Source organism: Dickeya undicola, from assembly GCF_000784735.1.
In the GTDB taxonomy this organism is placed as follows: Bacteria; Pseudomonadota; Gammaproteobacteria; order Enterobacterales; family Enterobacteriaceae; genus Dickeya; species Dickeya undicola.
In genome coordinates this window covers 44,308-67,497 of record NZ_JSYG01000019.1, presented here as the reverse complement: position 1 = coordinate 67,497, position 23,190 = coordinate 44,308, and the positions used below count along the sequence as shown (strand labels likewise).

The following is a 23,190-nucleotide window of genomic DNA, read 5'->3' as shown; positions in this document are numbered from 1 at the left end:
GCAGATAACGCTGGCAGGAAGAGATCGAAATTCTGGGAGGCAGGTAAAAAAAAATCCGGCAACATGTGCCGGATAGACATTAAAACAGCAAGAAGCATCGCGCCCCGCCGCTATCGCGACGGGAAACGAATTATTTCTTCTTCGCTTTCGGGTTCGGCAGGTCGGTGATGCTACCTTCGAACACTTCAGCGGCCAGACCCACAGATTCGTGCAAGGTCGGGTGAGCGTGGATCGTCAGTGCGATATCTTCCGCATCGCAACCCATCTCGATCGCCAGGCCGATTTCACCCAACAGCTCGCCACCGTTGGTGCCGACAATCGCGCCACCGATCACACGGTGCGTTTCTTTGTCGAAAATCAGCTTGGTCATGCCATCAGAGCAGTCAGAGGCAATCGCACGGCCGGACGCCGCCCACGGGAATACCGCGGTTTCATAGCTGATGCCTTTTTCCTTCGCTTCTTTCTCGGTCAGACCGACCCAAGCCACTTCCGGCTCGGTGTAAGCGATGGACGGGATCACCTTCGGATCGAAGTAGTGTTTCTTGCCTGCGATAACTTCAGCCGCCACGTGGCCTTCGTGCACACCTTTGTGCGCCAGCATCGGCTGACCCACGATGTCGCCGATAGCATAGATGTGTGGCACGTTGGTACGCATCTGCTTGTCGACACGGATAAAGCCGCGATCGTCAACTTCCACACCAGCCTGACCGGCATCCAGCAGTTTGCCGTTCGGTACACGGCCGATAGCTACCAGCACCGCGTCATAACGCTGCGGTTCAGCCGGTGCTTTCTTGCCTTCCATCGACACGTAGATACCGTCTTCTTTGGCTTCTACCGCGGTGACTTTGGTTTCCAGCATCAGGTTGAATTTTTTGCTGATGCGCTTGGTGAAGACTTTAACGATGTCTTTGTCAGCAGCCGGGATCACCTGGTCGAACATTTCAACCACGTCGATCTGAGAGCCCAGCGCATGATACACGGTGCCCATTTCCAGACCGATGATACCGCCACCCATTACCAGCAGACGCCCAGGAACGCTCTTCAGTTCCAGCGCATCGGTGGAATCCCACACGCGTGCGTCATCATGCGGAATAAACGGCAACTGAATCGGACGAGAACCGGCCGCGATGATAGCGTTGTCAAAGTTCACCGTGGTGTTACCGTTTTCGCCTTCCACCACCAGGGTGTTCGGGCCGGTGAATTTACCAAAGCCGTTAACCACTTTGACTTTACGGCCTTTGGCCATACCAGACAGACCACCGGTCAGCTGATTGATGACTTTTTCTTTCCAGGTACGAATCTTATCAATATCGGTCTGCGGTTCGCCAAACACGATGCCGTGCTCAGCCAGCGCTTTGGCTTCTTCGATAACTTTCGCAACGTGCAGCAGCGCTTTGGAAGGGATACAGCCTACGTTCAGACATACGCCGCCCAGCGTGGAATAGCGCTCGACCAGTACGGTGTCCAGACCCAAGTCTGCACAACGGAACGCCGCGGAGTAACCTGCGGGGCCCGCGCCAAGTACCACCACCTGAGCTTTAATTTCAGTACTCATCATGACCTCTTAATTAATTTCCGGCGGGTCTGTGACGTCATTATTGTGAGTCTTAACGCCCTCTTCCACCGGGACGTGTCTTTGCCGCGATAGTTTACAAAATCGTTAACAATTTTGAAACAACAAGCGACTAACGATTTGTCCTTAATCACTGATCGCTGTAACAAATAACAGCTTATCAGAAAAAAGCCGGCCGTCAGGCCGGCTTTTCGATTACATCACCAGACGGCGAATATCGGACAAGGTGTTATTGATGATGGTAATGAAGCGTGCACCATCAGCACCGTCAATGACACGGTGGTCGAAGGACAGAGAGATCGGCATCATCAGACGCGGAACGAACTCTTTACCATTCCAGACCGGTTCCATGGCAGACTTGGACACACCCAGAATCGCCACTTCCGGCGCGTTGACGATCGGCGCGAAATGCGTCGTACCGAGGCCGCCAATGCTGGAGATGGTGAAGCACCCGCCCTGCATTTCGCCTGCGGTCAACTTACCGTCACGGGCTTTCTTGGAGATAGTCATCAGCTCACGAGACAGCTCGATGATGCCTTTCTTGTTCACATCTTTGAACACCGGAACCACCAGACCATTCGGGGTATCAACCGCCACACCGATGTTGATGTATTTCTTCAGCGTCAGACGTTGAGCATCTTCAGACAGCGAGCTGTTGAAACGTGGCATCTGCTCAAGTGCAGCAGCAACCGCTTTCATGATGAACACAACCGGCGTGATCTTCACGTCCAGCTTACGCTTCTCAGCTTCCACGTTCTGCTGTTTACGGAACGCTTCCAGATCAGTGATGTCGGTTTTGTCGAAGTGCGTAACGTGCGGGATCATCACCCAGTTACGGCTCAGGTTCGCGCCAGAAATTTTCTGAATACGACCCAATTCTACTTCTTCAACTTCACCAAACTTGCTGTAGTCCACTTTCGGCCACGGCAACAGGCCCGGCAGAGAACCACCGGTAGCGCCAGCCGCCGGTGCAGACTCAGCACGCTTCACGGCGTCTTTCACGTAAGCCTGAACGTCTTCACGCAGGATACGACCTTTGCGACCAGTACCTTTGACTTTCGCCAAATTAACACCGAACTCACGCGCCAGGCGACGAATCACCGGAGTCGCATGAATGTAAGCGTCGTTCTCGGCGAATTCGCCTTTGCTGTCGGCTTTCGCAGCAGCTGGAGCGGCAGTCGGCGCGCTGGCAGCCGGTGCTGGCGCGGCAGCAGCCGGAGCAGCAGCTGCCGGAGCGGCACCTTCTACTTCGAACACCATGATCAGCGAACCGGTTTTCACCTTGTTGCCGGTGCTAACTTTGATTTCTTTGACGGTGCCCGCAAACGGTGCCGGTACTTCCATAGAAGCCTTGTCGCCTTCTACGGTGATCAGCGACTGCTCAGCAGCCACTTTATCGCCGACTTTCACCAGCACTTCCGTCACTTCGACTTCATCACCGCCGATATCCGGTACGTTAACCTCTTTCGGGCCAGACACCGCAGCAGCGGGTGCAGCAGCCGGAGCCGCTTGCTGAGCCGGAGCCGCTGCGCCAGCAGCACCCGCGACTTCGAACACCATAATCAGCGAACCGGTTTTCACTTTATCGCCAGTATTGATTTTGATTTCTTTGACCACGCCCGCGAACGGTGCCGGTACTTCCATAGAAGCTTTGTCGCCTTCTACGGTGATCAGTGACTGCTCAGCACTTACGCTGTCACCCACTTTCACCATAATTTCAGTGACTTCAACTTCATCGCCACCGATATCCGGCACAGCGACGTCTTTGGCTGCGCTGGCAGCGGCCGGAGCCGCGGCAGGCGCAGCAGCAGCCGGAGCCGGTGCGGCAACTGCCGCACCCTCTGCTTCGAAGACCATGATCAGCTTACCTGTCGCCACTTTATCGCCGACAGCCACTTTGATCTCTTTCACCACACCAGCCTGAGGAGAAGGCACTTCCATGGACGCTTTGTCGCCTTCCACGGTGATCAGCGACTGTTCTGCTTCTACTTTGTCGCCCACCTTCACCATTACTTCGGTGACTTCAACTTCATCTGCACCGATATCCGGTACGTTGATTTCGATAGCCATTACTCTTTCCCTCTTATGCTACACGCGGGTTAACTTTTTCAGGGTCGATGTTGAATTTCTTGATGGCTTCAGCCACCACAGATTTTTCAACTTCACCGCGTTTAGCCAGTTCGCCCAGCGCAGCCACGACCACGTAGGACGCGTCCACTTCGAAGTGGTGACGCAGGTTTTCACGGCTGTCGGAACGACCGAAGCCATCGGTGCCCAGTACACGATAATCGCTGGCCGGAACGTAGGTACGAACCTGCTCGGCAAACAGTTTCATATAGTCGGTAGACGCGACCGCCGGTGCATCGTTCATCACCTGAGCGATGTACGGTACGCGTGGCGCTTCGGTCGGGTGCAGCATGTTCCAACGTTCGCAGTCCTGACCGTCGCGGGCCAGTTCCGTGAAGGAGGTAACGCTGTACACGTCGGAACCGATGCCGTAATCCTTCGCCAGAATCTGCGACGCTTCGCGCACATGACGCAGGATGGAACCCGAACCCAACAACTGAACTTTGCCTTTGCTTCCTGCCACGGTTTCCAGCTTGTAGATACCTTTGCGGATACCTTCTTCGGCACCCTGCGGCATAGCTGGCATGTGGTAGTTTTCGTTCAGCGTCGTGATGTAGTAGTAAACGTTTTCCTGCGCTTCACCATACATGCGGACCAGGCCGTCATGCATGATTACCGCAACTTCGTAAGCGAAAGCCGGGTCGTAGGAAATACAGTTCGGGATGGTCAGCGACTGAATGTGGCTATGACCATCTTCATGCTGCAGACCTTCGCCGTTCAGCGTAGTACGACCGGAAGTGCCGCCGATCAGGAAACCGCGCGCCTGCTGGTCGCCCGCCGCCCAGCACAGGTCACCGATACGCTGGAACCCGAACATGGAGTAGTAAATGTAGAACGGGATCATCGGCAGGTTGTTGGTGCTGTAAGACGTTGCCGCCGCCAGCCAGGAAGCGCCAGCACCCAGTTCGTTGATGCCTTCCTGCAGGATCTGACCTTTCAGGTCTTCCTTGTAGTAAGCAACCAGTTCACGGTCCTGCGGGGTGTACTGCTGGCCGTTCGGGCTGTAGATACCGATCTGACGGAACAGACCTTCCATACCGAAGGTACGCGCTTCGTCGGCGATGATCGGAACCAAACGGTCTTTGATCGACTGGTTCTTCAGCATCACGTTCAGAGCACGAACAAACGCGATGGTGGTGGAGATTTCTTTGGTCTGCTCTTCCAGCAGAGGACCGAAATCTTCCAGCGTCGGCAGTTCCAGTTTTTCATCAAACTTCGGCTGACGGGACGGCAGGTAACCTTCCAGCGACTGACGACGTTCGTGCAGGTATTTGTACTCTGCTGAGTCTTTATCGAAGGTGATAAACGGCAGTTTTTCAACATCGGCATCCGCCACCGGCACATTGAAGCGGTCACGGAAGTAACGCACGCCGTCCATGTTGATTTTCTTAACCTGGTGGGCGATGTTTTTGCCTTCGGCTGCATCACCCATACCGTAACCTTTAATGGTATGAGCCAGAATCACTACCGGCTTACCTTTGGTTTCCTGGGCTTTTTTCAGTGCAGCGTAGACTTTCTTCGGATCGTGACCGCCACGGTTGAGCGACCAAATCTGATCGTCAGTCCAGTCTTTGACCAGTTCAGCGGTTTCCGGATACTTGCCGAAGAAGTGCTCACGCACGTAAGCGCCATTTTTGGATTTGAAGGTCTGGTAGTCGCCATCAACGGTTTCGTTCATCAGCTGAATCAGCTTACCGCTGGTGTCTTTACGCAGCAGCTCATCCCAACGGCCGCCCCAAATAACCTTGATAACTTCCCAGCCAGCACCACCGAAAATGCCTTCCAGCTCGTTGATGATCTTGCCGTTACCGGTGACCGGACCATCCAGACGCTGCAGGTTACAGTTGATGACGAACACCAGGTTGTCCAGTTTTTCACGGGTCGCAATGGTGATGGCACCCTTGGATTCCGGCTCATCCATTTCACCGTCGCCCAGGAAGGCGTAAACGGTTTGTTTCGTGGTGTCTTTCAGACCGCGATTGTTAAGATACTTCAGGAACTTAGCCTGATAGATCGCGTTGATTGGACCCAACCCCATCGATACGGTCGGGAACTGCCAGAATTCCGGCATCAGCTTCGGATGCGGATAAGAAGACAGGCCATTACCATGAACTTCCTGACGGAAATTGTTCATCTGATCTTCGGTCAGACGACCTTCCAGGAACGCACGTGCGTAAACCCCTGGAGAGATATGACCCTGGAAGAACACCAAGTCACCGCCATCTTGTGCGTTGCGAGCACGGAAGAAATGGTTAAAGCACACTTCATAGAAGGTAGCGGAAGACTGGAATGACGCCATGTGACCACCCAGCTCCAGATCTTTCTTAGAGGCACGCAGTACTGTCATGACCGCGTTCCAGCGAATAGCGGAACGGATACGGCTTTCCAGATCAAGGTTACCCGGATATGCGGGCTCATCTTCAACCGCGATGGTGTTAACGTAGCTGCTGCCGGTGCTGCCCGCAGCCACGTTAACCCCACCTTTGCGTGCTTCGGACAGTACCTGATCAATCAGGAACTGAGCGCGCTCAACACCCTCTTCACGGATAACCGATTCGATCGCCTGCAGCCAGTCACGCGTTTCGATCGGATCCACGTCATTATTCAAACGTTCTGACATGGTGTATTCCTTATCTGTTTCTAATCAGTGGATTTATCTGGAGCCTGTCTTCCTGCGTTCTGTTCCTGCCGGAGAAAGCGCAGGAAGACAGGCCCTTCGTCTTGTTTACCGCACACGACCGCCATCTGGCGGTCTAATCCTTGCGTTGCTGGAGCCGACGCAACGATCGTTCACGCCGACTATGTTCCCGGTTAAGTTCCAGCAGTACTTCCTCAATAAATGCCAGGTGACGATGTGATGCTTCGCGTGCTTTTTCCGGCTCGCGGGCGACAATCGCCTCAAAAATCCTGGCACGATGGCTACTCACCTGCGTCAGGACTTCACGACTCAGATAAAGCAACTCAAAATTCTGTCTGACGTTCTGTTCGAGCATCGGTCCCATACAGCGTAACAGGTGCAACAGCACGACGTTATGCGTGGCCTCGGTCACCGCCACCTGATAGTGCATGACGGCCTCAGACTCCCCTTCCAGATCACTGGATTCGCGCGCGGTTTCAATCAGGGCATGACAATCTCGAATACGCTGCAGATCTTCTTCGGTGCCGCGTAACGCAGCATAGTAAGCAGCAATCCCTTCAAGGGCATGACGGGTTTCGAGGAGGTCGAACTGAGATTCGGGGTGATTACTCAACAGTTCCGCCAGCGGATCGCTAACGCTCTGCCAGAGGTTATTCTGCACAAAGGTGCCGCCGCCCTGACGACGTAACAGCAAACCTTTCGCTTCCAGCCGTTGAATCGCCTCGCGCAGCGAGGGGCGGGAAACATCAAACTGTTTTGCCAGTTCGCGTTCCGGCGGCAGTTTCTCACCGGGGCGCAAGGTTCCCTCTAGGATCAGAAACTCCAATTGCTGTTCGATGACATCTGACAGTTTGGGCTGACGGATCTTGCTGTAGGCCATGTGGATTCTTCCCGGCGAAAAAGCGCGGAGTCAATTGGTAATACCAATTTTAAAAACGTGACGCACAAAGTAACAAAGTATTCACCTTCTGTCCATACGGACGTTGTGCGAAATCACCAATCACCTCACTTTTTAACAAATGCCCATAATCTTGCGGCAAAAGCACGAATCGGTCAGTGGTATGACCATTCTTGACGCCAGAACATTTTAACTTTTTTGAAACTATAATCAGGCAAAGCTGAACCGTTAAACCTGCAATAACATGAATAAAAACCCAAATAAACAGAATAAAAACTCAAACAAAACTACAAGACACCCTCTCCCTATTCAGCAACATCCCTAACATATCGCAACGATATGACATGGATAAGGCAACCGCAGCGAATCCTGCCCCACCACGATAAAATAGCCGCCCGGCACCGTACAGATGACGACGATCATGACATCACACTTTTACGTCGTGTCTCGCAAGAAATCAGTGCAATTCTCTGCGCGTATCACTATTCTCTGACGCGCGATAGCGTTGGCGGCGATTTAGGTTTGTCAGCGTCGTAAATATAAAATTACACATACGTAAAAAGACAAACGCCAGCCCACGCCACACCGTCGGTGAACGGTTTGTCTTTTCATCGGCAGAGGGTAAAAGTATGCAAGATCAACAAGACGGTACGCTGCAACGCGGCTTGAAAAACCGTCACATACAGTTGATTGCTCTGGGCGGGGCGGTTGGTACTGGACTGTTTCTTGGTATCGCGCAAACGATCAAGATGGCCGGGCCATCCGTCCTGCTGGGTTATGCTATTGGCGGCTTGATCGCGTTTTTCATCATGCGTCAGTTAGGCGAAATGGTGGTAGAAGAGCCGGTTGCCGGTTCGTTCAGCCACTTTGCCTACAAATACTGGGGTAACTTCGCAGGTTTCGCTTCCGGCTGGAACTACTGGGTACTCTATGTACTGGTGGCGATGGCGGAACTGAGTGCCGTCGGCATCTACGTACAATACTGGTGGCCGGGCATTCCGACCTGGGTTTCCGCGGCGGTGTTCTTTGTAGTCATTAACGCCATTAACCTCGCCAATGTAAAAATGTACGGCGAACTGGAATTTTGGTTTGCGATTATTAAGGTCGCGGCCATTGTCGGCATGATCGTATTCGGTGGCTGGCTGCTGGTAAGCGGTCATGGCGGACCGGAAGCCACCATCACCAACCTCTGGGCACAAGGCGGTTTCTTCCCTAACGGGGTCGTCGGTCTGGTGATGGCGATGGCAGTGATCATGTTCTCTTTCGGTGGGCTGGAGTTGGTGGGGATTACCGCCGCAGAAGCAGACAAACCGGAAGAAAGTATTCCCCGCGCGACCAATCAGGTGATCTATCGTATCCTGATTTTCTATATCGGTTCACTGACCATCCTGCTATCGCTCTATCCGTGGGGTAAAGTGGTAGAAGGCGGTAGTCCGTTCGTGATGATTTTCCATGCACTGAACAGTGAACTGGTTGCCAATATCCTGAACATTGTGGTGTTGACGGCGGCCTTGTCGGTTTACAACAGTTGCGTCTACTGTAACAGCCGTATGCTGTACGGTTTGGCTAAACAGGGGAATGGCCCACAATCGCTGCTGAAAGTCGACCGCCGCGGTGTACCGGTCGTAGCGATTGGTATCTCCGCGCTGGCAACCGCGCTTTGTGTACTGCTTAACTATGTGCTGCCCGGCAAAGCGTTTGAACTGCTGATGGCATTGGTGGTGTCCGCACTGGTCATCAACTGGGCGATGATAAGCCTGGCGCATCTCAAGTTCCGTGCCAGTAAAGACCGCGAAGGGGTGCAAACTCGCTTCAAAGCACTGTGGTTCCCGTTTGGCAACTACCTGTGCCTGGCTTTTATGGCCGGTATTTTGGTGATCATGTACCTGACGCCGGGAATCCAGATCTCCGTCTTGCTGATCCCGGTCTGGCTGGCCGTGCTGGGTATCGGTTATCGTTTCAAAAAGCGTCACTAATCCGTGACGCACTCTCATGGCCGCGTCGGCGGCCATGATGTTTTCACCCTGCCTCGCGTCATACCAACGTCCCGTAAATCGTCAGTAAGGCGACGACAACAACCAGTACCAGCGTTACCTTCTTCGCCAGCGACACCGCTGCTCTCGGTGTGGAAATCGGATCGCTATGCGCCTCTCGCTCCAGTGAAAATTGCGCCAGTTGCGTCAGTACCCAGTACTGAGAAGAACGCACATCCATCATGGCGGCAAACCAGGCAGGCAGCGCCTTCTCACCATGCCCCAGCAGTGCATAAGCGGCACCAGCCAACCGCACCGGGACCCAGTCCAGCCAATGCAACAACGTATCAACGCCGGAATTTGCCCGCGCAAGCGGTGTATGATGCCGGGCCAGACAGCACTGCCGGGCACGCAACACCGCGTAACCGACCAGCGCTACCGGGCCATAAGGTCCGGCAGCAATGAACCAAAACAAGGGGGCCAAATAAAAACGGAAATTCAGCCACAGCAACGCGTTTTGTAGTTCCCTTAGCCGCTCACGTTCGCTGGCGTCCAATGGCAGACCGTGAATAAGCGCCAGTTCCTCTGCCATCTCCCGACAGGCATTCGCTTCGCCACGCTGAGCAGCCTGGATATAGCGATGATAGTGCTGCCGCGTTTCCCCGGCACCAATGCACAGCAACCCAACCGCGATCCATAATAACAACAATGGCAAGCCAAACAGCCACCCGCTAAGCAGCCACTGCGCCGCCAGCACGATCACCATCCCAACGATAGCCAGCAGCAAAGTCTGAACCAACGACGGTGCAGAAAGATGACGGAACACCCGCTCCAGATGGTGATCCAGTTGCCAGTGTTCACCACGTTTAAACAACCGCTCCCATCCCAGAACCAGCAATAGGCTAAACAACGTCATCAGTGGTTACTCCCCTTGTTCCGGCTGTGTTTGCCATAACTGTTGATACCGTTCCCAGTCAAACTCAGGACCAGGGTCGGTCTTGCGCCCCGGTGCAATATCGCTATGACCGGTAATACGTGCTGGCGTAATACCGTAAGCCGCGCTCAGCAGACGGGTGACTTCCGCCAGACGGGCATACTGCTCTGTGGTAAACGGCAGCGTATCAGTGCCTTCCAGCTCAATACCGATAGCAAAATCATTACAACGTTCTCGCCCTTCAAACTGCGACACCCCGGCGTGCCAGGCCCGCTTTTCGAACGCAACGTACTGAACTATCTCGCCGTCACGGCGGATCAGGCAGTGCGCCGACACCCTCAAATGGCATATTGAGGCAAAATAGGGATGCTCACCCCCATCCAGCGTACCAGTAAACAGTTGATCAATATAAGGCCCGCCGAATTCGCCCGGCGGCAAACTGATGTTGTGAATCACCAGCAGAGAAGGTAACTCACCTTCCGGACGATCATCCTGATGCGGCGACAGAACGCGTCTGACATCTGTCAGCCAGCCATGTTCCACTTTCATCAACGCTCCTTTTATCTGACCTGCCATTCATGACATTCGCCGGTTTATATCCGGGCAAGGCGCAATGCAATCTAACCGACTGATCGCAATCATCATGCAATCATCTTACCGCATCCATCATGTTCCTGACGTGTTAAAAAACTATTCCGGTTTATCTGCCGATGCTATGTCGGGTACGCACACAAATCATGATGTTCTTCTTTTCTTCTGGTATGCTGCGCCCCTTCTTTCCAGCAGGCACAGATGGGCACGCCATAGTGGGCAAACGTTTCCGTCACTGCGCATTGCCGGAAAGTTTTTAGTACTTATAGTTTGTTATCACAGTTTTGTTATCACGATCCGAATCGCTATCCGCTGACCAGGCAGGTATGTCAGGCAGCTAACAGCGATTCTGGCAATACAGAGAATCGCCATGAAAAAAATCCTTGCCGCCTGTGCAATCAGCACACTGTCGTACAGTTTACCTACCCTTGCCGAGGGGAATTCCCCGCAATATCTCTCCGACTGGTGGCACCAGAGCATTAACGTGGTTGGCAGCTATCACACCCGTTTTGGGCCCCAACTCAACAACGATTTGTATCTGGAATATGAAGCGTTCGCCCATAAGGACTGGTTTGACTTCTATGGCTATGTCGACGTGCCAAAAGTCTTTGGTGCCGGTAATACGCCAGATCGTGGTATCTGGGACAAAGGATCCCCGCTGTTCATGGAGATCGAACCGCGCTTTTCCATTGATAAACTGACCAATACCCAATTGGGCTTCGGACCATTCAAAGAGTGGTACGTCGCCAACAACATCATTTACGATCAAGGGCAAAATAACGACTCACGTCAGAGCACCTGGTACGTAGGTTTGGGAACCGATATCAATACCGGCACAGACCTGTCGTTGTCCGCCAATATCTATGCCAAGTACCAGTGGCAAAACTACGGCGCACCGAATGAAGACCGCTGGGATGGCTACCGTTTTAAAATCAAATACTTCTACCCGATTACCTCCTTATGGGGTGGCAAGCTGACTTATATCGGTTTCACCAACTTCGACTTCGGTTCCGATCTGGCTGACAACGCTGGCCCGTCCCGTACCAGCAATGCGATTGCCTCCAGCCATATCCTGGCTCTGAATTACGACCACTGGCACTACTCGGTCGTCGCCCGTTACTTCCATAATGGCGGCCAGTGGGCCGATGGCACCGAACTGAACTTCGGTCGTGGTCCATTTAATGTCCGCTCCACTGGATGGGGCTATTATCTGGTGGCCGGTTACAACTTCTGATCCCCACCACTGCGTATCCCGGCCCATCGCCGGGATATCAAAAAAACCACAGTAATGCATTGATTAATATAAGTATTTAACACAACCACCGCCTACTACTCAGTGGGTAACACAACGTCCGGATTTCTGTCGGAGTAAAATGATGACCACACGTCGTTATAGTCAGGAACAGCGTCAGGCTGAACTGTTCAGCCGCATCGAGCAGGATATCCCCATCAGTGTAAATCTGGCATTACGTGAAGACCTGGGTGGCGAAGTCAACCCGGAGCACGACATCACCGCGCAGCTGTTACCAGCACAAACACCGGCCAATGCGGTGATCATTACCCGCGAAGCTGGCGTCTTCTGCGGGCAGCGCTGGCTGGACGAAGTGTTTCACCAATTAGGCGGCCACATTGCTATTGAGTGGCTGGTCCGCGACGGCGATGCGCTGACGGAAAACCAGCCGCTGTGCCGTCTGCATGGCCCCTCCCGTGTACTGCTGACCGGTGAGCGCACCGCACTCAATTTCCTGCAAACCTTGTCCGGTGTGGCAACCGAGGTCAGCCGCTATGTCGCACAGTTGGCAGGCGCTCATACCCAATTGCTGGATACGCGTAAAACGTTGCCCGGCCTGCGCACGGCGCTCAAATACGCGGTACTGTGCGGCGGCGGTAGCAACCACCGCCTCGGCCTGTCGGATGCCTTTCTGATTAAGGAAAACCACATTATCGCTGCCGGTTCCATCAAACAGGCCGTCGAGCACGCCTTCCAATTGCGTAGCGATGTGCCGGTAGAAGTCGAAGTAGAAACGCTGGATGAACTGCAACAGGCGCTGAGCGCTGGCGCGGATATCATCATGCTGGACAACTTCACGCTGGAAGGTATCCGCGAAGCGGTAACGCTGACACATGGCCGTGCGCTGCTGGAAGTCTCCGGCAACGTGACACTGCAAACGCTGCCAGATTACGCCGCCACCGGCGTTGACTATATCTCGGTAGGTGCGCTGACCAAACATGTGCAGGCGCTCGACCTGTCGATGCGTTTCAGTTAGTTCTTCTCGCTCCATCATGGCTCCACTCCATCAGCCCGGCATCTCCGGGTTGGTGGCTATCCTGCTTCCTCTCTGGCTTTTTCGCTAACGTATCTTTCGCTTGAACCCATCATTTTGCGAGCGAGCACGCCTGTTTTCTGCAACCACCAATCGTTGCACTCGCGGTTTTCGTAGCCGCTTCCTGATTGAAAACAGGGTTGTCGCCAGCCATGTCCCTTGTCGCTATCCTGCCGCCACCAGCCACACCAGGGAACCAATAACATGACACAACAAGGATTTTCACTGATTGAACTGATGGTGGTCATTGTCATCATCGCCATCCTGAGCGCGCTGGGAATCCCGGCGTATCAGGGCTATTTACAAAAAGCCGCCATGACCGACATGCTGCAAACCATGAGCGCTTATAAAACGGCTGTAGACCTCTGCAGCCTCAGTAACGCGGGGCTGGAAGGGTGCAGTGCAGGCAGCCAGGGAATCCCAACCCCAGCCACATCGCGCTATGTCAGCGCGGTCACGGTCAATCAGGGCATCATTACCCTGACCGGCCAGTCAACACTGCAAGGGTTGAGCGTCGTCATGACGCCCACGTTGGATACACAGAACGGCACATCCCGTTGGACGAGAGCCTGTCAGACCGGAACGAATGCAGATAGCCTGCGTCAGGCATGTGAAGACGTCTTTCGTTTTGACGCTACAGGCGGATGATCATCATGACTCACAACGCGTTACAACATGAATTGCAATTACTTTGCCGACGCTACCATGCCCTACTGCTGGATATGGATGAGCAGGTGGTTTCTATCGCCGTGGCAGGCACGGTAATGGAGGAACTGGTCGCCGCGCTGCGTTTTACCAGTCACCGACGAGTTCTGGTTGAGCAATGGCCTGCTGCACGGCTGGAAAAACAGCTGATGTCACCACAAGCTGAAGAAAACACCGCGCATTATCAAGCCGATACAACAACGCTCGACGAACCCGACGATGCGCCGGTGGTCCAGTTCATCAATCAGACGTTGAAACTGGCGATCCAGCGGCGTGCCTCTGATATTCATTTCGAACCGTTATCTGCCGGTTACCGTGTCAGACTACGTATTGACGGGGTTTTGCATGAAATCCCATCGGCACCGGATGCTTTGGCTGGGCGGTTGATCGCCCGGCTCAAAATCATGGGAAAACTCAATATCGCCGAGCGACGTTTGCCGCAAGATGGCCAGTTCAGCCTGCGGCTGGATAAGCTTGCCTACTCGCTACGCATCGCCACGTTGCCGGTTCAGGGCGGTGAGAAAGTGGTGCTGAGAGTGCTACAGGCACAACAGCAGGCTCTGGAACTGGATACGCTGGGCCTGCCAGCCCAGGCGTTGCGGCAATTAAAACGGACGCTGAGTTTGCCCCAAGGGCTGATTCTGGTTACCGGCCCTACCGGCAGCGGCAAGACGTTCACATTGTATAGCGCTATCCGCTGGCTGAATGACGTGAGCCGTAACATCTGTAGCGTTGAGGATCCCGTTGAAATTCCGTTGGCTGGTATCAATCAAACCGCTATCCATGCCCAAAGCCAGCTGGATTTCGCCAGGGTGCTGCGCGCCCTGCTGCGTCAGGATCCCGACGTGATCATGATTGGTGAAATCCGCGATGCCGAAACCGCAGAAATTGCCGTCAAAGCAGCGCAAACCGGCCACCTGGTACTCTCTACCCTGCATACCAATTCCGCCGCTGACACGCTGGCTCGTCTGGGGCATTTGGGGATCCCTGGTTATCTGCTGGCTGCCGCGCTCAAGCTGGTGATAGCCCAGCGTCTGGTCAGGCGATTGTGCCCGCATTGCCGTCAGTTAACCGAGGATGTCACCACCTTGCCCGATAATCTGTGGCAAGGCCCGTTACGACAGTGGCGAGCGGCAGGGTGTGAACACTGCTTCTCCGGTTACTATGGCCGCGCGGCGCTTTATGAACTGCTGCCAGTTACGCCAGCGCTTCAGCAGGCGTTAGCTGGCTCCACATCATGGTCTGATAGCAGTCAGATACGGCCCCGGCAGCAGGAAAACGGGCTGCTATCCGCTGGGCTGACACTGGTTCACGAAGGCATCACCTCGCTGGAGGAAGTCTATCGGGTGGTCGGTGACCGAATTGAATAAGGGCAGATGATGACGGTACAAAAACTCTATTACTGGCAAGCGCTTCGCGGTGATGGCGAATTCTGCACCGGTGAGCGAATCGGCACTAACCGAGATGAAATTTACCAGTATCTGCTGGAAATCGGCTACCAACCGTTGCGCCTTAAAACCGGGCAATACCTGACATCGCATTACTGGCGTGGCCCTCAGCTATCCATCATCATCCGGCAACTGGCGACGTTGCTACAGGCCGGGTTGCCATTGCTGGATGCATTGGACCTGTTGGGCCGTCAGCACGAAAAGGCAGGCTGGCGCTGCCTGTTGCAGGAAATCCGTTTGCAGGTGTCTCAGGGGCGAGCATTATCAGAAGTATTAGCCGATTATCCCGCCGTCTTCCCGGTAATGTGTAGTTCTCTGGTCGCGGTCGGCGAACTGACCGGTAAACTGGATGACTGTTGCGCACGGCTGGCAAACTATCAGGAAAACCAGCGCCAGCTCACCGGGAAGGTGGTCAAAGCCCTACGCTATCCGGCCTTTGTAATTACAGTCGGGCTACTCGTTGCACTGCTGATGTTAACGCTGGTCTTACCGGAATTCGCCGGGCTGTACGCCTCCTTTGATGCGCCACTCCCCTGGCTGACCCGCATGATGCTGGGCTTATCGGATACGCTGAGTCATCACGGCACGTTGCTCGTCACGCTTCCCGTGGTGATATTACTGAGTTATCGGCAGATACGCCGACAAAAAGTGGAATGGCAAAAGCGGGAGCAGCGGCTACTGTTGAGGCTGCCGTTGCTATCCACACTGGTACGGGGCCATTGCCTGAGTCAAATTTTTCATACGCTGGCAATGACGCAGCAGGCAGGATTAACGCTACCTTCCGGCCTAAATGCCGCCGCAACACTGAGTAACCCGGTTTATCAGCAATCGCTCACTGAAATCAAAAGTCAGCTTGAACAGGGCATTCCGCTCGGACAAGCTATCCATGACGATCCCTGGCTCTATCCTGCCCCTTGCCATCAACTCGTCAGCGTCGGGGAGGAAACCGGCGCGCTGGATCAGCTATTCGCCCGGCTGGCAGGCTGGTATGAGAACCATACCCGGCAATTTGCGGACACGCTGACACAAACGTTGGAACCGCTGTTGCTGGTCATCGTCGGCGGGCTGGTGGGAACACTGGTTATCGCCATGTATCTGCCGATTTTCCAGTTAGGGAATGTACTGGCAGGTGCCTGAACCCCACCAGTACATACACTCATCATGTTTCAGGCACTGACTATGTTTCAATCACTGACTATGTTTCAGGCATTTACCCTGTTCCACAGTTGCTGACGTGTTGGCTTCTCTACGACTCGCATAGTTGAGGTATATCAGCAGGTATCAGCCGTTAAACACCCGGTTTTCCTGCTCGGCAACCCGAATAAAAGTAGTGCGTTTGGTCAGCTCTTTCAGCCGTGCGGCACCCACGTAAGTGCAGGCGGAACGCAACCCGCCGAGAATATCGCGCACAGTGTGTTCTACCGGGCCGCGAAACGGCAAACGCACCGTTTTGCCTTCCGCGGCACGATAATCGGCAACGCCACCAACATGCCGCTCCATTGCGGAAGCGGAACTCATGCCGTAAAACAGCATCATTTTGCGGCCATCTTCCTCAATGATATCGCCACCGCTCTCTTCATGGGCCGCCAGTAACCCACCCAGCATCACGAAGTCTGCACCGCCGCCAAAGGCTTTGGCGACATCGCCTGGCACACTACAGCCGCCATCGCTGACAATCTGCCCGCCCAGACCATGTGCGGCATCAGCGCACTCGATAACCGCCGATAACTGCGGATAACCCACGCCGGTTTTCACCCGCGTAGTACAGACAGAGCCGGGGCCAATACCTACTTTGACAATATCTGCCCCTGACAATAGCAGCTCTTCCACCATTTCCCCGGTTACCACGTTACCGGCACAAATCACTTTGTCCGGAAAGACTTCGCGCGCTTTCTGCACAAAATTGACGAAATGCTCCGAATATCCGTTAGCCACATCAATACAGATAAACTTCAAGGCCGGTGATAACGCCAGAATTTGCGTCATTTTCTCGAAATCACCATCAGACGTGCCGCTCGATACCATTACATGACGTAAAACGGTAGCCGGTGTAGTCTCAATGAACTGCCTCCACTCAGTTACCGAATAGTGCTTGTGCACGGCGGTCAGCAGCTCAAATGACGCCAGTACCCGCGCCATCTCGAACGTCCCCACCGTGTCCATGTTGGCTGCAATAATCGGCACACCGGACCAGTCACCACCGGCATGTAAAAAGGCAAACTCACGCGTCAACTCCACGTCTGCCCGGCTTTTCAACGTAGAACGTTTGGGGCGAATAAGCACATCTTTAAAACCCAACTTGATATCTTCTTCAATACGCATGATAAACGACCTGATGAAGTGAGAATAATGGTCAAGGGAGGAACAGGCGATAGGCACCAATTCATAATGATCATACGCCCGAATAATCCGGCGGCAAGACTGCGATTTTCCCTCGATTTGGGCTAGAATCCGGTAAATTTACCCAGCCATTTCCAGTTGATTACCATGGCATACATCGTCGCGCTGACAGGCGGTATAGGCAGCGGAAAAAGTACGGTTGCTCAGGGCTTTGAAACACTAGGTGCCACTATTGTTGATGCGGACGTCATCGCCCGCCAGGTGGTGTCTCCTGGGCAGCCTGCTCTGGCAGCCATTGTTGAATATTTTGGCCGTGAGATATTACAGCCAGACGGCGCGCTGAACCGAAGCGCCCTGCGAGAGCGCATTTTTTCTAATCCAGAAGACAAACGCTGGCTCAGTGCCTTGCTGCATCCGTTGATCCATCAGGAAACTCAGCGTCAATTGGCGGCTGTTACCACCCCGTATGCGTTGTGGGTAGTTCCTCTGCTGGTGGAAAACCAGCTTCAAGGGCAGGCACAGCGTATTCTGGTGGTGGATGTTCCCCTGGAGACGCAATTGCAACGCACCATGGTCCGGGATGGCGTTTCCCGCGCCCAGGCGCAAAACATTCTGGCGTCGCAGGCCAGCCGTGAACAGCGGTTAGCCTGCGCCGATGATATTATCGATAATAATAGCAATCCGAGCGTACTCGCTCCGCGGATTGCCGCTCTGCATCAGCATTATCTGACGCTGGCTACATCCGCAACTGACAGGACGACCCATAATGAGTGACGTTTCCTCAACAGTTCTTTTTGAATATCCGCTGAATGAAAAAATGCGTACCTGGCTACGCCTGGAGTTTTTACTGCAACAAATGTACGACAACCATGCGTTGAAGGATATTGGCGTTGCCCTGACCTTCTTCCGCGCGGTAGCGGAGTTGCTGGATATTCTCGAACGCGGGGATGCCCGCCCCGACCTGCTGAAAGAACTGGAACGCCAGCAACAAAAACTGGCGCAGTGGGGCGAACTGCCGGAAGCAGACATTGAGCGCATTAACACGCTGCGTCAGAAGTTACGCAATCTGTCTGCCGAATTGATTGCCGCTCCGCGCATGGGGCAAGGGTTGCGTGAAGACAAGTTGATCGGTATGGTTCGGCAGCGCCTGAGCCTGCCGGGCGGATGTTGCAGTTTTGACCTGCCCACACTGCATATCTGGTTACATCAGTTGCCAGAACAAAAACAGTGGCAGACCCGCATCTGGCTGGACAGTGTATCGCCGTTAAAACGCTCGCTCGACAGCATACTGGAATTGATCCGCCATGCCGGTGCTTTCAAGGAACAAACCAGCCTTAATGGTTTCTATCAGGATAATGCAACCGACGCCGATCTGTTACGTTTACGGATTGGTCTTGAGCATCAGATCTATCCGCAAATATCTGGTCACAAGAGCCGTTACGCTATCCGCTTCCTGCCGCTGGATAGCGATGGGCAAACGCCTGCACGACTGGCATTCGAACTGGCTTGCTGCTAAGCAAGAGCGTTTCCCGAAGATAACCGTACCGAGGATAACAAGATGACCGTTGTAAAATGCCCCACCTGCACCAAACCGGTGGAATGGAGCGAAATTAGCCCTTATCGGCCGTTTTGTAGCAAACGTTGCCAGTTGATCGATTTGGGGGAATGGGCCGACGAGGAAAAACGTATTCCCAGCGCGGAAGATGTATCCGACAGCGATGCCTGGAGCGAAACACAGCACTAGTCCGGCATCGCTACTCATTCGACATTCGCTACTCGTTCGGTATTCATTGCCATTCCGTACCGCGATTCATGCAGGCCTCAGCACATGAATCGCCGACAACACAGCGAACTTCGGCTAAAACTTAGGCGATATCCGCCTTCAAGCGACGAATCATCTCGACGTTTGCAGGCGGAAATTCTGTTTCATCCAGCTCGTCAGCGGTCAGCCAGCGCGAGGGTTGGCCTTCTCGTCCATACGGCTCGCCGCGCCACTGCTCCACCAGGAAGAAGTGCAGCGTAATCAGGCGTTCGCCCGCCGAAAACGTTTTGCTGTCTAGCGGCTGTGGATTGATCACCTCAATCCCCGCTTCTTCATGCAGTTCTCGCACCAGCGCCTGCTCCGGCGTTTCGCCTTCTTCGACCTTGCCGCCGGGAAACTCCCATTTACCGGCCATGTGCACCCCAGCCGGACGGCAGGCGATGAAGAACTTTCGCTGCGGATTCCGGATTATCCCCACCGCCACAGATAAAGTTTTTTGCATCATGATCCTTTCAACCAGTGAAAAGGCGGTCAATGACCGCCTTTTATTTTGATATATCGCTACGCTATCGGCCTTACTTCTGCAAACGACCGTGGCACTGCTTATATTTTTTGCCAGAGCCGCATGGGCATGGGTCGTTACGGCCGACCTTGCGATCGGCATAAGGTGAACCGGTTGCGGCTTCATCCTGATGGCTCAACTGCTGCTGACGGGCCAGACGCTCGGCTTCTTCACGGCGCTGCTGTTCCAGTGCTTCGATTTCTTCCGGCATCCGCACCTGAACCTTACTCAGGGTGCTGATCACTTCATATTTGAGGCCTTCCAGCATAGCAGCAAACATGGCGAACGACTCGCGCTTGTATTCTTGCTTCGGATCTTTCTGCGCATACCCGCGCAGATGAATCCCCTGACGCAGATAGTCCATCGCCGCCAGATGTTCTTTCCACAGCGAATCCAGCGTTTGCAGCATCACGCCTTTCTCGAAGTTACGCATGACATCGCTGCCAACCACTTCTTCCTTACGACCATACACTTCCACCGCCTGCGCGTAGATACGTTCACGCAGTGTCTCTTCGTGCAGATCCGGCTCCTTGTCCAGCCATTCGGCGATCGGCAGTTCGAGATCAAAGTCATTTTTCAAACGCTGTTCCAGTCCCGGAACATCCCACATTTCCTCCAGAGACTGCGGCGGAATATGAGCATCAATGGTGACCTTAAACACGTCTTCACGAATGCTGTTGATGGTTTCGCTGATATCAGACACATCCAGCAGCTCGTTGCGCTGAGTATAGATAGCGCGACGCTGGTCATTAGCCACATCATCGTACTCAAGCAACTGTTTACGAATATCAAAGTTGCGGTTTTCCACCTTGCGCTGTGCGTTGGCGATCGCCTTGGTTACCCACGGATGCTCAATCGCTTCGCCTTCTTTCATCCCCAGTTTGCGCATCATATTAGAAACGCGATCCGAGGCAAAAATACGCATCAGCGCATCTTCCATCGACAGGTAGAAACGGGAAGAACCTGGGTCACCCTGACGGCCAGAACGACCGCGCAACTGGTTGTCGATACGGCGGGATTCATGGCGCTCGGTGCCGATAATGTGCAGACCACCCGCAGCCAGCACCTCATCATGGCGTTGCTGCCATTCAGCTTTAATAGCGGCGATTTGGGCTTCGTCTGGATTTTCCTGTTGGGCCACTTCTGCCTGCCAGCTACCGCCCAGCACGATATCAGTACCACGGCCCGCCATGTTGGTAGCGATGGTCACCGCACCTGAACGCCCGGCCTGCGCCACGATATCCGCTTCCATCGCGTGGAACTTGGCGTTCAATACATTGTGCTTGATACCAGCTTTGGTCAGCGCATGTGATACCACTTCGGATTTTTCGATGGAAATGGTCCCCACCAGCACCGGCTGCCCTTTGGCGGTACGCTCTCTGATATCTTCAATGATAGCGCCGATTTTTTCCTGCTCGGTCATGTACACCAAATCCGGTAGATCTTTACGGATCATTGGGCGGTTGGTTGGCACGACGATAGTGTCTAACTTATAAATCGAGCTAAATTCGAACGCTTCGGTGTCTGCCGTACCAGTCATCCCGGCCAGTTTTTCATAGATACGGAAGTAGTTCTGGAACGTGATCGAGGCCAGTGTCTGGTTTTCATTGTTGATCTTGACGTTTTCCTTGGCTTCCACCGCCTGGTGCAAACCATCGGACCAGCGACGCCCCTGCATGGTACGACCGGTATGTTCATCAACGATAATGACTTCGTCGTCTTTCACAATGTAGTCGACATCGCGGGTAAACAGCACATGCGCACGCAGTGCTGCCGTCACGTGGTGCATCAGCATGATGTTGGCAGGCGAATACAGTGACTCGCCCTCTTCCATGATACCGCCCTGCACCAACAACTCTTCAATTTTAACCAGACCGCGTTCAGTCAGGTTAACCTGACGCGCTTTCTCATCCACCGAGAAGTGGCCTTCACCGTGGAAAGTATCCGAATCCTCTTTCTCCTGACGGATCAGATGCGGAATAATTTTATTCACCCGCATATAAAGCTCGGAGCTGTCTTCCGCCGGACCAGAGATAATAAGCGGAGTCCGCGCTTCATCGATCAAGATGGAGTCCACTTCATCCACCAGTGCGTAATACAGTGTGCGCTGCACGCGCTCTTCCGGGCTGAATGCCATGTTGTCGCGCAGGTAATCAAAACCGTACTCGTTGTTCGTGCCGTAGGTAATATCGGCAGCGTAGGCTTCGCGCTTGGCCGGTGCAGGCATACCCGGCAGGTTAATGCCGACGGTCAGCCCCAGGAATTCAAACAACGGGCGGTTATTTTCGGCGTCACGCTGAGCCAGATAATCGTTGACGGTCACCACATGCACGCCTCGACCGGTCAGCGCATTAAGGTACGCCGGTAGAGTTGCCGTCAGGGTTTTACCTTCACCGGTACGCATTTCCGCGATGCAGCGCTCGTTCAACACCATACCGCCAATCAGCTGTACATCGAAGTGGCGCATCCCAAACACTCGCTTACTGGCTTCACGCACCACCGCGAAGGCTTCCGGCAACAGCGACTCCAGCGTTTCACCCTTCTTGATACGGTCACGAAACGCCTGAGTTTTCGCCTTCAGCTCATCATCGGAAAGTTTTTCCATATCCGGTTCGAGGCGATTGATCACATCCACAATTTTGCGCATACGGCGCAACGCACGGTCATTACGGCTACCGAAAACTTTGGTCAATAACTTGATTAACATAGTAATTTTAATCTCAACAATGCCAGTCCATCGATGCTGGCACGACATCAGAAAAGGAATCTACGGCTACATGCCATAGAGCAGCACACTATCGACGTCAGGCTAGCGGCCCGGCACGAATGCCCTGCACCTGCGCTAGCCACAGGCCGGTATGATGGGAAGGTGAAAAATGAGTCGGCACCCGATCAGCGAGGGCAAAAATGTGTGGTGTCGCTTCGCGCGTCAGCAACGCATTCAGCGTCTCCAGCAATACCTGATGATGTAATCGGGAAGCCTCTGTTGCCTCAACCACAGTAACAGGTGGTGTAAAAGCAAACGACAGATGACGAATCACCGTACGGATGGCATGCTGATGCCAGAAATCATTACTGAACAGCGAACGGCGACGAGAATCTTTTAAAGCCGCCAGATCGGTGAGATTAAAATAAGATACGCTCGGACGACTGATTGCCGATGCGGAATTGGGTGCAGTAGAAGCCTCGCGGGATTCGGTGAAGTTGGCAGGCAGGCCGAGCGTCGCCGCGACCATCCCCAGTAGCAGGTGAGGCCAAAAATAACGTCTGCCAAATTGTCGCCAACGATTTAAAATACCAATCACAAGTTTCTTT

The 23,190-nt window shown here is 53.9% G+C and carries 19 protein-coding genes; 9 read left to right on the top strand and 10 right to left on the bottom strand.

The window, feature by feature from the left end; all coding sequences use genetic code 11:
- Positions 1 to 130: 130 nt before the first annotated feature.
- From lpdA to pdhR, 4 genes are all read right to left on the bottom strand, one after another.
- Entirely contained in the window at positions 131 to 1,555 is a 1,425-nt protein-coding gene (gene lpdA, locus OB87_RS09010) for a dihydrolipoyl dehydrogenase (RefSeq protein ID WP_033569282.1), read from the bottom strand.
- A gap of 213 nt (positions 1,556 to 1,768) precedes the next feature.
- Complete coding sequence (aceF, locus tag OB87_RS09005) at positions 1,769 to 3,643, bottom strand: pyruvate dehydrogenase complex dihydrolipoyllysine-residue acetyltransferase (RefSeq protein WP_033569112.1); 1,875 nt, start codon at positions 3,641 to 3,643, stop codon at positions 1,769 to 1,771.
- Positions 3,644 to 3,656: 13 nt separating this feature from the next.
- Complete coding sequence (gene aceE / locus OB87_RS09000; protein ID WP_033569111.1) at positions 3,657 to 6,320, bottom strand: pyruvate dehydrogenase (acetyl-transferring), homodimeric type; 2,664 nt, start codon at positions 6,318 to 6,320, stop codon at positions 3,657 to 3,659.
- A 133-nt stretch (positions 6,321 to 6,453) separates the two neighbouring features.
- Complete coding sequence (gene pdhR / locus OB87_RS08995; protein WP_033569110.1) at positions 6,454 to 7,218, bottom strand: pyruvate dehydrogenase complex transcriptional repressor PdhR; 765 nt, start codon at positions 7,216 to 7,218, stop codon at positions 6,454 to 6,456.
- A 647-nt stretch (positions 7,219 to 7,865) separates the two neighbouring features.
- On the opposite strand from pdhR, the gene OB87_RS08990 reads away from it, so the two are divergent.
- Entirely contained in the window at positions 7,866 to 9,212 is a 1,347-nt protein-coding gene (locus tag OB87_RS08990) for an amino acid permease (RefSeq protein WP_033569109.1), read from the top strand.
- 58 nt (positions 9,213 to 9,270) lie between these two features.
- Here the strand turns inward: OB87_RS08990 and ampE are convergent, their stop codons facing one another.
- The gene (ampE, locus tag OB87_RS08985; protein WP_033569108.1) at positions 9,271 to 10,125 is read right to left on the bottom strand and encodes a beta-lactamase regulator AmpE; all 855 of its coding nucleotides are present in this window, start codon (positions 10,123 to 10,125) and stop codon (positions 9,271 to 9,273) included.
- 6 nt (positions 10,126 to 10,131) lie between these two features.
- Positions 10,132 to 10,692: a 1,6-anhydro-N-acetylmuramyl-L-alanine amidase AmpD gene (gene ampD / locus OB87_RS08980; protein ID WP_033569107.1), complete on the bottom strand. Its 561-nt coding sequence runs from the start codon at positions 10,690 to 10,692 to the stop codon at positions 10,132 to 10,134.
- Positions 10,693 to 11,104: 412 nt separating this feature from the next.
- Here ampD and OB87_RS08975 point away from each other — a divergent pair, with 412 nt between their 5' ends.
- The 5 genes from OB87_RS08975 (at position 11,105) to hofC (ending at position 16,348) form a co-directional block, all read left to right on the top strand.
- Complete coding sequence (locus OB87_RS08975) at positions 11,105 to 11,968, top strand: nucleoside-specific channel-forming protein Tsx (protein ID WP_033569106.1); 864 nt, start codon at positions 11,105 to 11,107, stop codon at positions 11,966 to 11,968.
- A 142-nt stretch (positions 11,969 to 12,110) separates the two neighbouring features.
- The gene (gene nadC / locus OB87_RS08970; RefSeq protein ID WP_033569281.1) at positions 12,111 to 13,001 is read left to right on the top strand and encodes a carboxylating nicotinate-nucleotide diphosphorylase; all 891 of its coding nucleotides are present in this window, start codon (positions 12,111 to 12,113) and stop codon (positions 12,999 to 13,001) included.
- A gap of 261 nt (positions 13,002 to 13,262) precedes the next feature.
- The gene (gene ppdD / locus OB87_RS08965; protein WP_033569105.1) at positions 13,263 to 13,706 is read left to right on the top strand and encodes a prepilin peptidase-dependent pilin; all 444 of its coding nucleotides are present in this window, start codon (positions 13,263 to 13,265) and stop codon (positions 13,704 to 13,706) included.
- A gap of 5 nt (positions 13,707 to 13,711) precedes the next feature.
- Positions 13,712 to 15,133 (top strand): type II secretion system protein GspE, encoded by a 1,422-nt coding sequence (gene gspE / locus OB87_RS08960; protein WP_033569280.1) that lies wholly within the window; start codon positions 13,712 to 13,714, stop codon positions 15,131 to 15,133.
- Positions 15,134 to 15,142: 9 nt separating this feature from the next.
- Entirely contained in the window at positions 15,143 to 16,348 is a 1,206-nt protein-coding gene (gene hofC / locus OB87_RS08955; protein WP_033569104.1) for a protein transport protein HofC, read from the top strand.
- 144 nt (positions 16,349 to 16,492) lie between these two features.
- On the opposite strand, the gene OB87_RS08950 is transcribed toward hofC, so the two are convergent.
- Positions 16,493 to 17,533 carry a GMP reductase gene (locus OB87_RS08950; protein WP_033569103.1) on the bottom strand — a complete coding sequence of 347 codons (1,041 nt, stop codon included), beginning with the start codon at positions 17,531 to 17,533 and terminating at the stop codon, positions 16,493 to 16,495.
- 165 nt (positions 17,534 to 17,698) lie between these two features.
- Here OB87_RS08950 and coaE point away from each other — a divergent pair, with 165 nt between their 5' ends.
- From coaE to yacG, 3 genes are read left to right on the top strand one after another with little or no spacing between them, the layout of a single operon-like run.
- Complete coding sequence (gene coaE / locus OB87_RS08945) at positions 17,699 to 18,325, top strand: dephospho-CoA kinase (RefSeq protein WP_033569102.1); 627 nt, start codon at positions 17,699 to 17,701, stop codon at positions 18,323 to 18,325.
- The gene (gene zapD, locus OB87_RS08940; protein WP_033569101.1) at positions 18,318 to 19,067 is read left to right on the top strand and encodes a cell division protein ZapD; all 750 of its coding nucleotides are present in this window, start codon (positions 18,318 to 18,320) and stop codon (positions 19,065 to 19,067) included. The genes coaE and zapD overlap by 8 nt, the downstream gene beginning before the upstream one ends.
- A gap of 42 nt (positions 19,068 to 19,109) precedes the next feature.
- Positions 19,110 to 19,295: a DNA gyrase inhibitor YacG gene (gene yacG / locus OB87_RS08935; protein ID WP_033569100.1), complete on the top strand. Its 186-nt coding sequence runs from the start codon at positions 19,110 to 19,112 to the stop codon at positions 19,293 to 19,295.
- Positions 19,296 to 19,416: 121 nt separating this feature from the next.
- On the opposite strand, the gene mutT is transcribed toward yacG, so the two are convergent.
- The 3 genes from mutT to secM form a co-directional block, all read right to left on the bottom strand.
- A complete protein-coding gene (gene mutT / locus OB87_RS08930) occupies positions 19,417 to 19,818 on the bottom strand; it encodes an 8-oxo-dGTP diphosphatase MutT (RefSeq protein ID WP_081977374.1) in 402 nt (133 codons plus the stop codon).
- A 70-nt stretch (positions 19,819 to 19,888) separates the two neighbouring features.
- The gene (gene secA / locus OB87_RS08925) at positions 19,889 to 22,582 is read right to left on the bottom strand and encodes a preprotein translocase subunit SecA (protein ID WP_033569098.1); all 2,694 of its coding nucleotides are present in this window, start codon (positions 22,580 to 22,582) and stop codon (positions 19,889 to 19,891) included.
- A 97-nt stretch (positions 22,583 to 22,679) separates the two neighbouring features.
- Positions 22,680 to 23,180, bottom strand: a complete 501-nt coding sequence (secM, locus tag OB87_RS08920; RefSeq protein WP_033569097.1) for a secA translation cis-regulator SecM — start codon at positions 23,178 to 23,180, stop codon at positions 22,680 to 22,682.
- Positions 23,181 to 23,190 lie beyond the last annotated feature (10 nt).

What these genes read in the sequence shown, in the direction of transcription:
- mutT (WP_081977374.1), bottom strand. Translation starts at nt 19,818, where the DNA reads ATGATGCAAAAAACTTTATCTGTGGCGGTGGGGATAATCCGGAATCCG.
- OB87_RS08950 (WP_033569103.1), bottom strand. Translation starts at nt 17,533, where the DNA reads ATGCGTATTGAAGAAGATATCAAGTTGGGTTTTAAAGATGTGCTTATT.
- OB87_RS08990 (WP_033569109.1), top strand. Translation starts at nt 7,866, where the DNA reads ATGCAAGATCAACAAGACGGTACGCTGCAACGCGGCTTGAAAAACCGT.
- hofC (WP_033569104.1), top strand. Translation starts at nt 15,143, where the DNA reads ATGACGGTACAAAAACTCTATTACTGGCAAGCGCTTCGCGGTGATGGC.
- aceE (WP_033569111.1), bottom strand. Translation starts at nt 6,320, where the DNA reads ATGTCAGAACGTTTGAATAATGACGTGGATCCGATCGAAACGCGTGAC.
- zapD (WP_033569101.1), top strand. Translation starts at nt 18,318, where the DNA reads ATGAGTGACGTTTCCTCAACAGTTCTTTTTGAATATCCGCTGAATGAA.
- coaE (WP_033569102.1), top strand. Translation starts at nt 17,699, where the DNA reads ATGGCATACATCGTCGCGCTGACAGGCGGTATAGGCAGCGGAAAAAGT.
- ampE (WP_033569108.1), bottom strand. Translation starts at nt 10,125, where the DNA reads ATGACGTTGTTTAGCCTATTGCTGGTTCTGGGATGGGAGCGGTTGTTT.
- yacG (WP_033569100.1), top strand. Translation starts at nt 19,110, where the DNA reads ATGACCGTTGTAAAATGCCCCACCTGCACCAAACCGGTGGAATGGAGC.
- ampD (WP_033569107.1), bottom strand. Translation starts at nt 10,692, where the DNA reads ATGAAAGTGGAACATGGCTGGCTGACAGATGTCAGACGCGTTCTGTCG.
- lpdA (WP_033569282.1), bottom strand. Translation starts at nt 1,555, where the DNA reads ATGAGTACTGAAATTAAAGCTCAGGTGGTGGTACTTGGCGCGGGCCCC.
- nadC (WP_033569281.1), top strand. Translation starts at nt 12,111, where the DNA reads ATGACCACACGTCGTTATAGTCAGGAACAGCGTCAGGCTGAACTGTTC.
- secA (WP_033569098.1), bottom strand. Translation starts at nt 22,582, where the DNA reads ATGTTAATCAAGTTATTGACCAAAGTTTTCGGTAGCCGTAATGACCGT.
- ppdD (WP_033569105.1), top strand. Translation starts at nt 13,263, where the DNA reads ATGACACAACAAGGATTTTCACTGATTGAACTGATGGTGGTCATTGTC.
- aceF (WP_033569112.1), bottom strand. Translation starts at nt 3,643, where the DNA reads ATGGCTATCGAAATCAACGTACCGGATATCGGTGCAGATGAAGTTGAA.
- OB87_RS08975 (WP_033569106.1), top strand. Translation starts at nt 11,105, where the DNA reads ATGAAAAAAATCCTTGCCGCCTGTGCAATCAGCACACTGTCGTACAGT.
- gspE (WP_033569280.1), top strand. Translation starts at nt 13,712, where the DNA reads ATGACTCACAACGCGTTACAACATGAATTGCAATTACTTTGCCGACGC.
- pdhR (WP_033569110.1), bottom strand. Translation starts at nt 7,218, where the DNA reads ATGGCCTACAGCAAGATCCGTCAGCCCAAACTGTCAGATGTCATCGAA.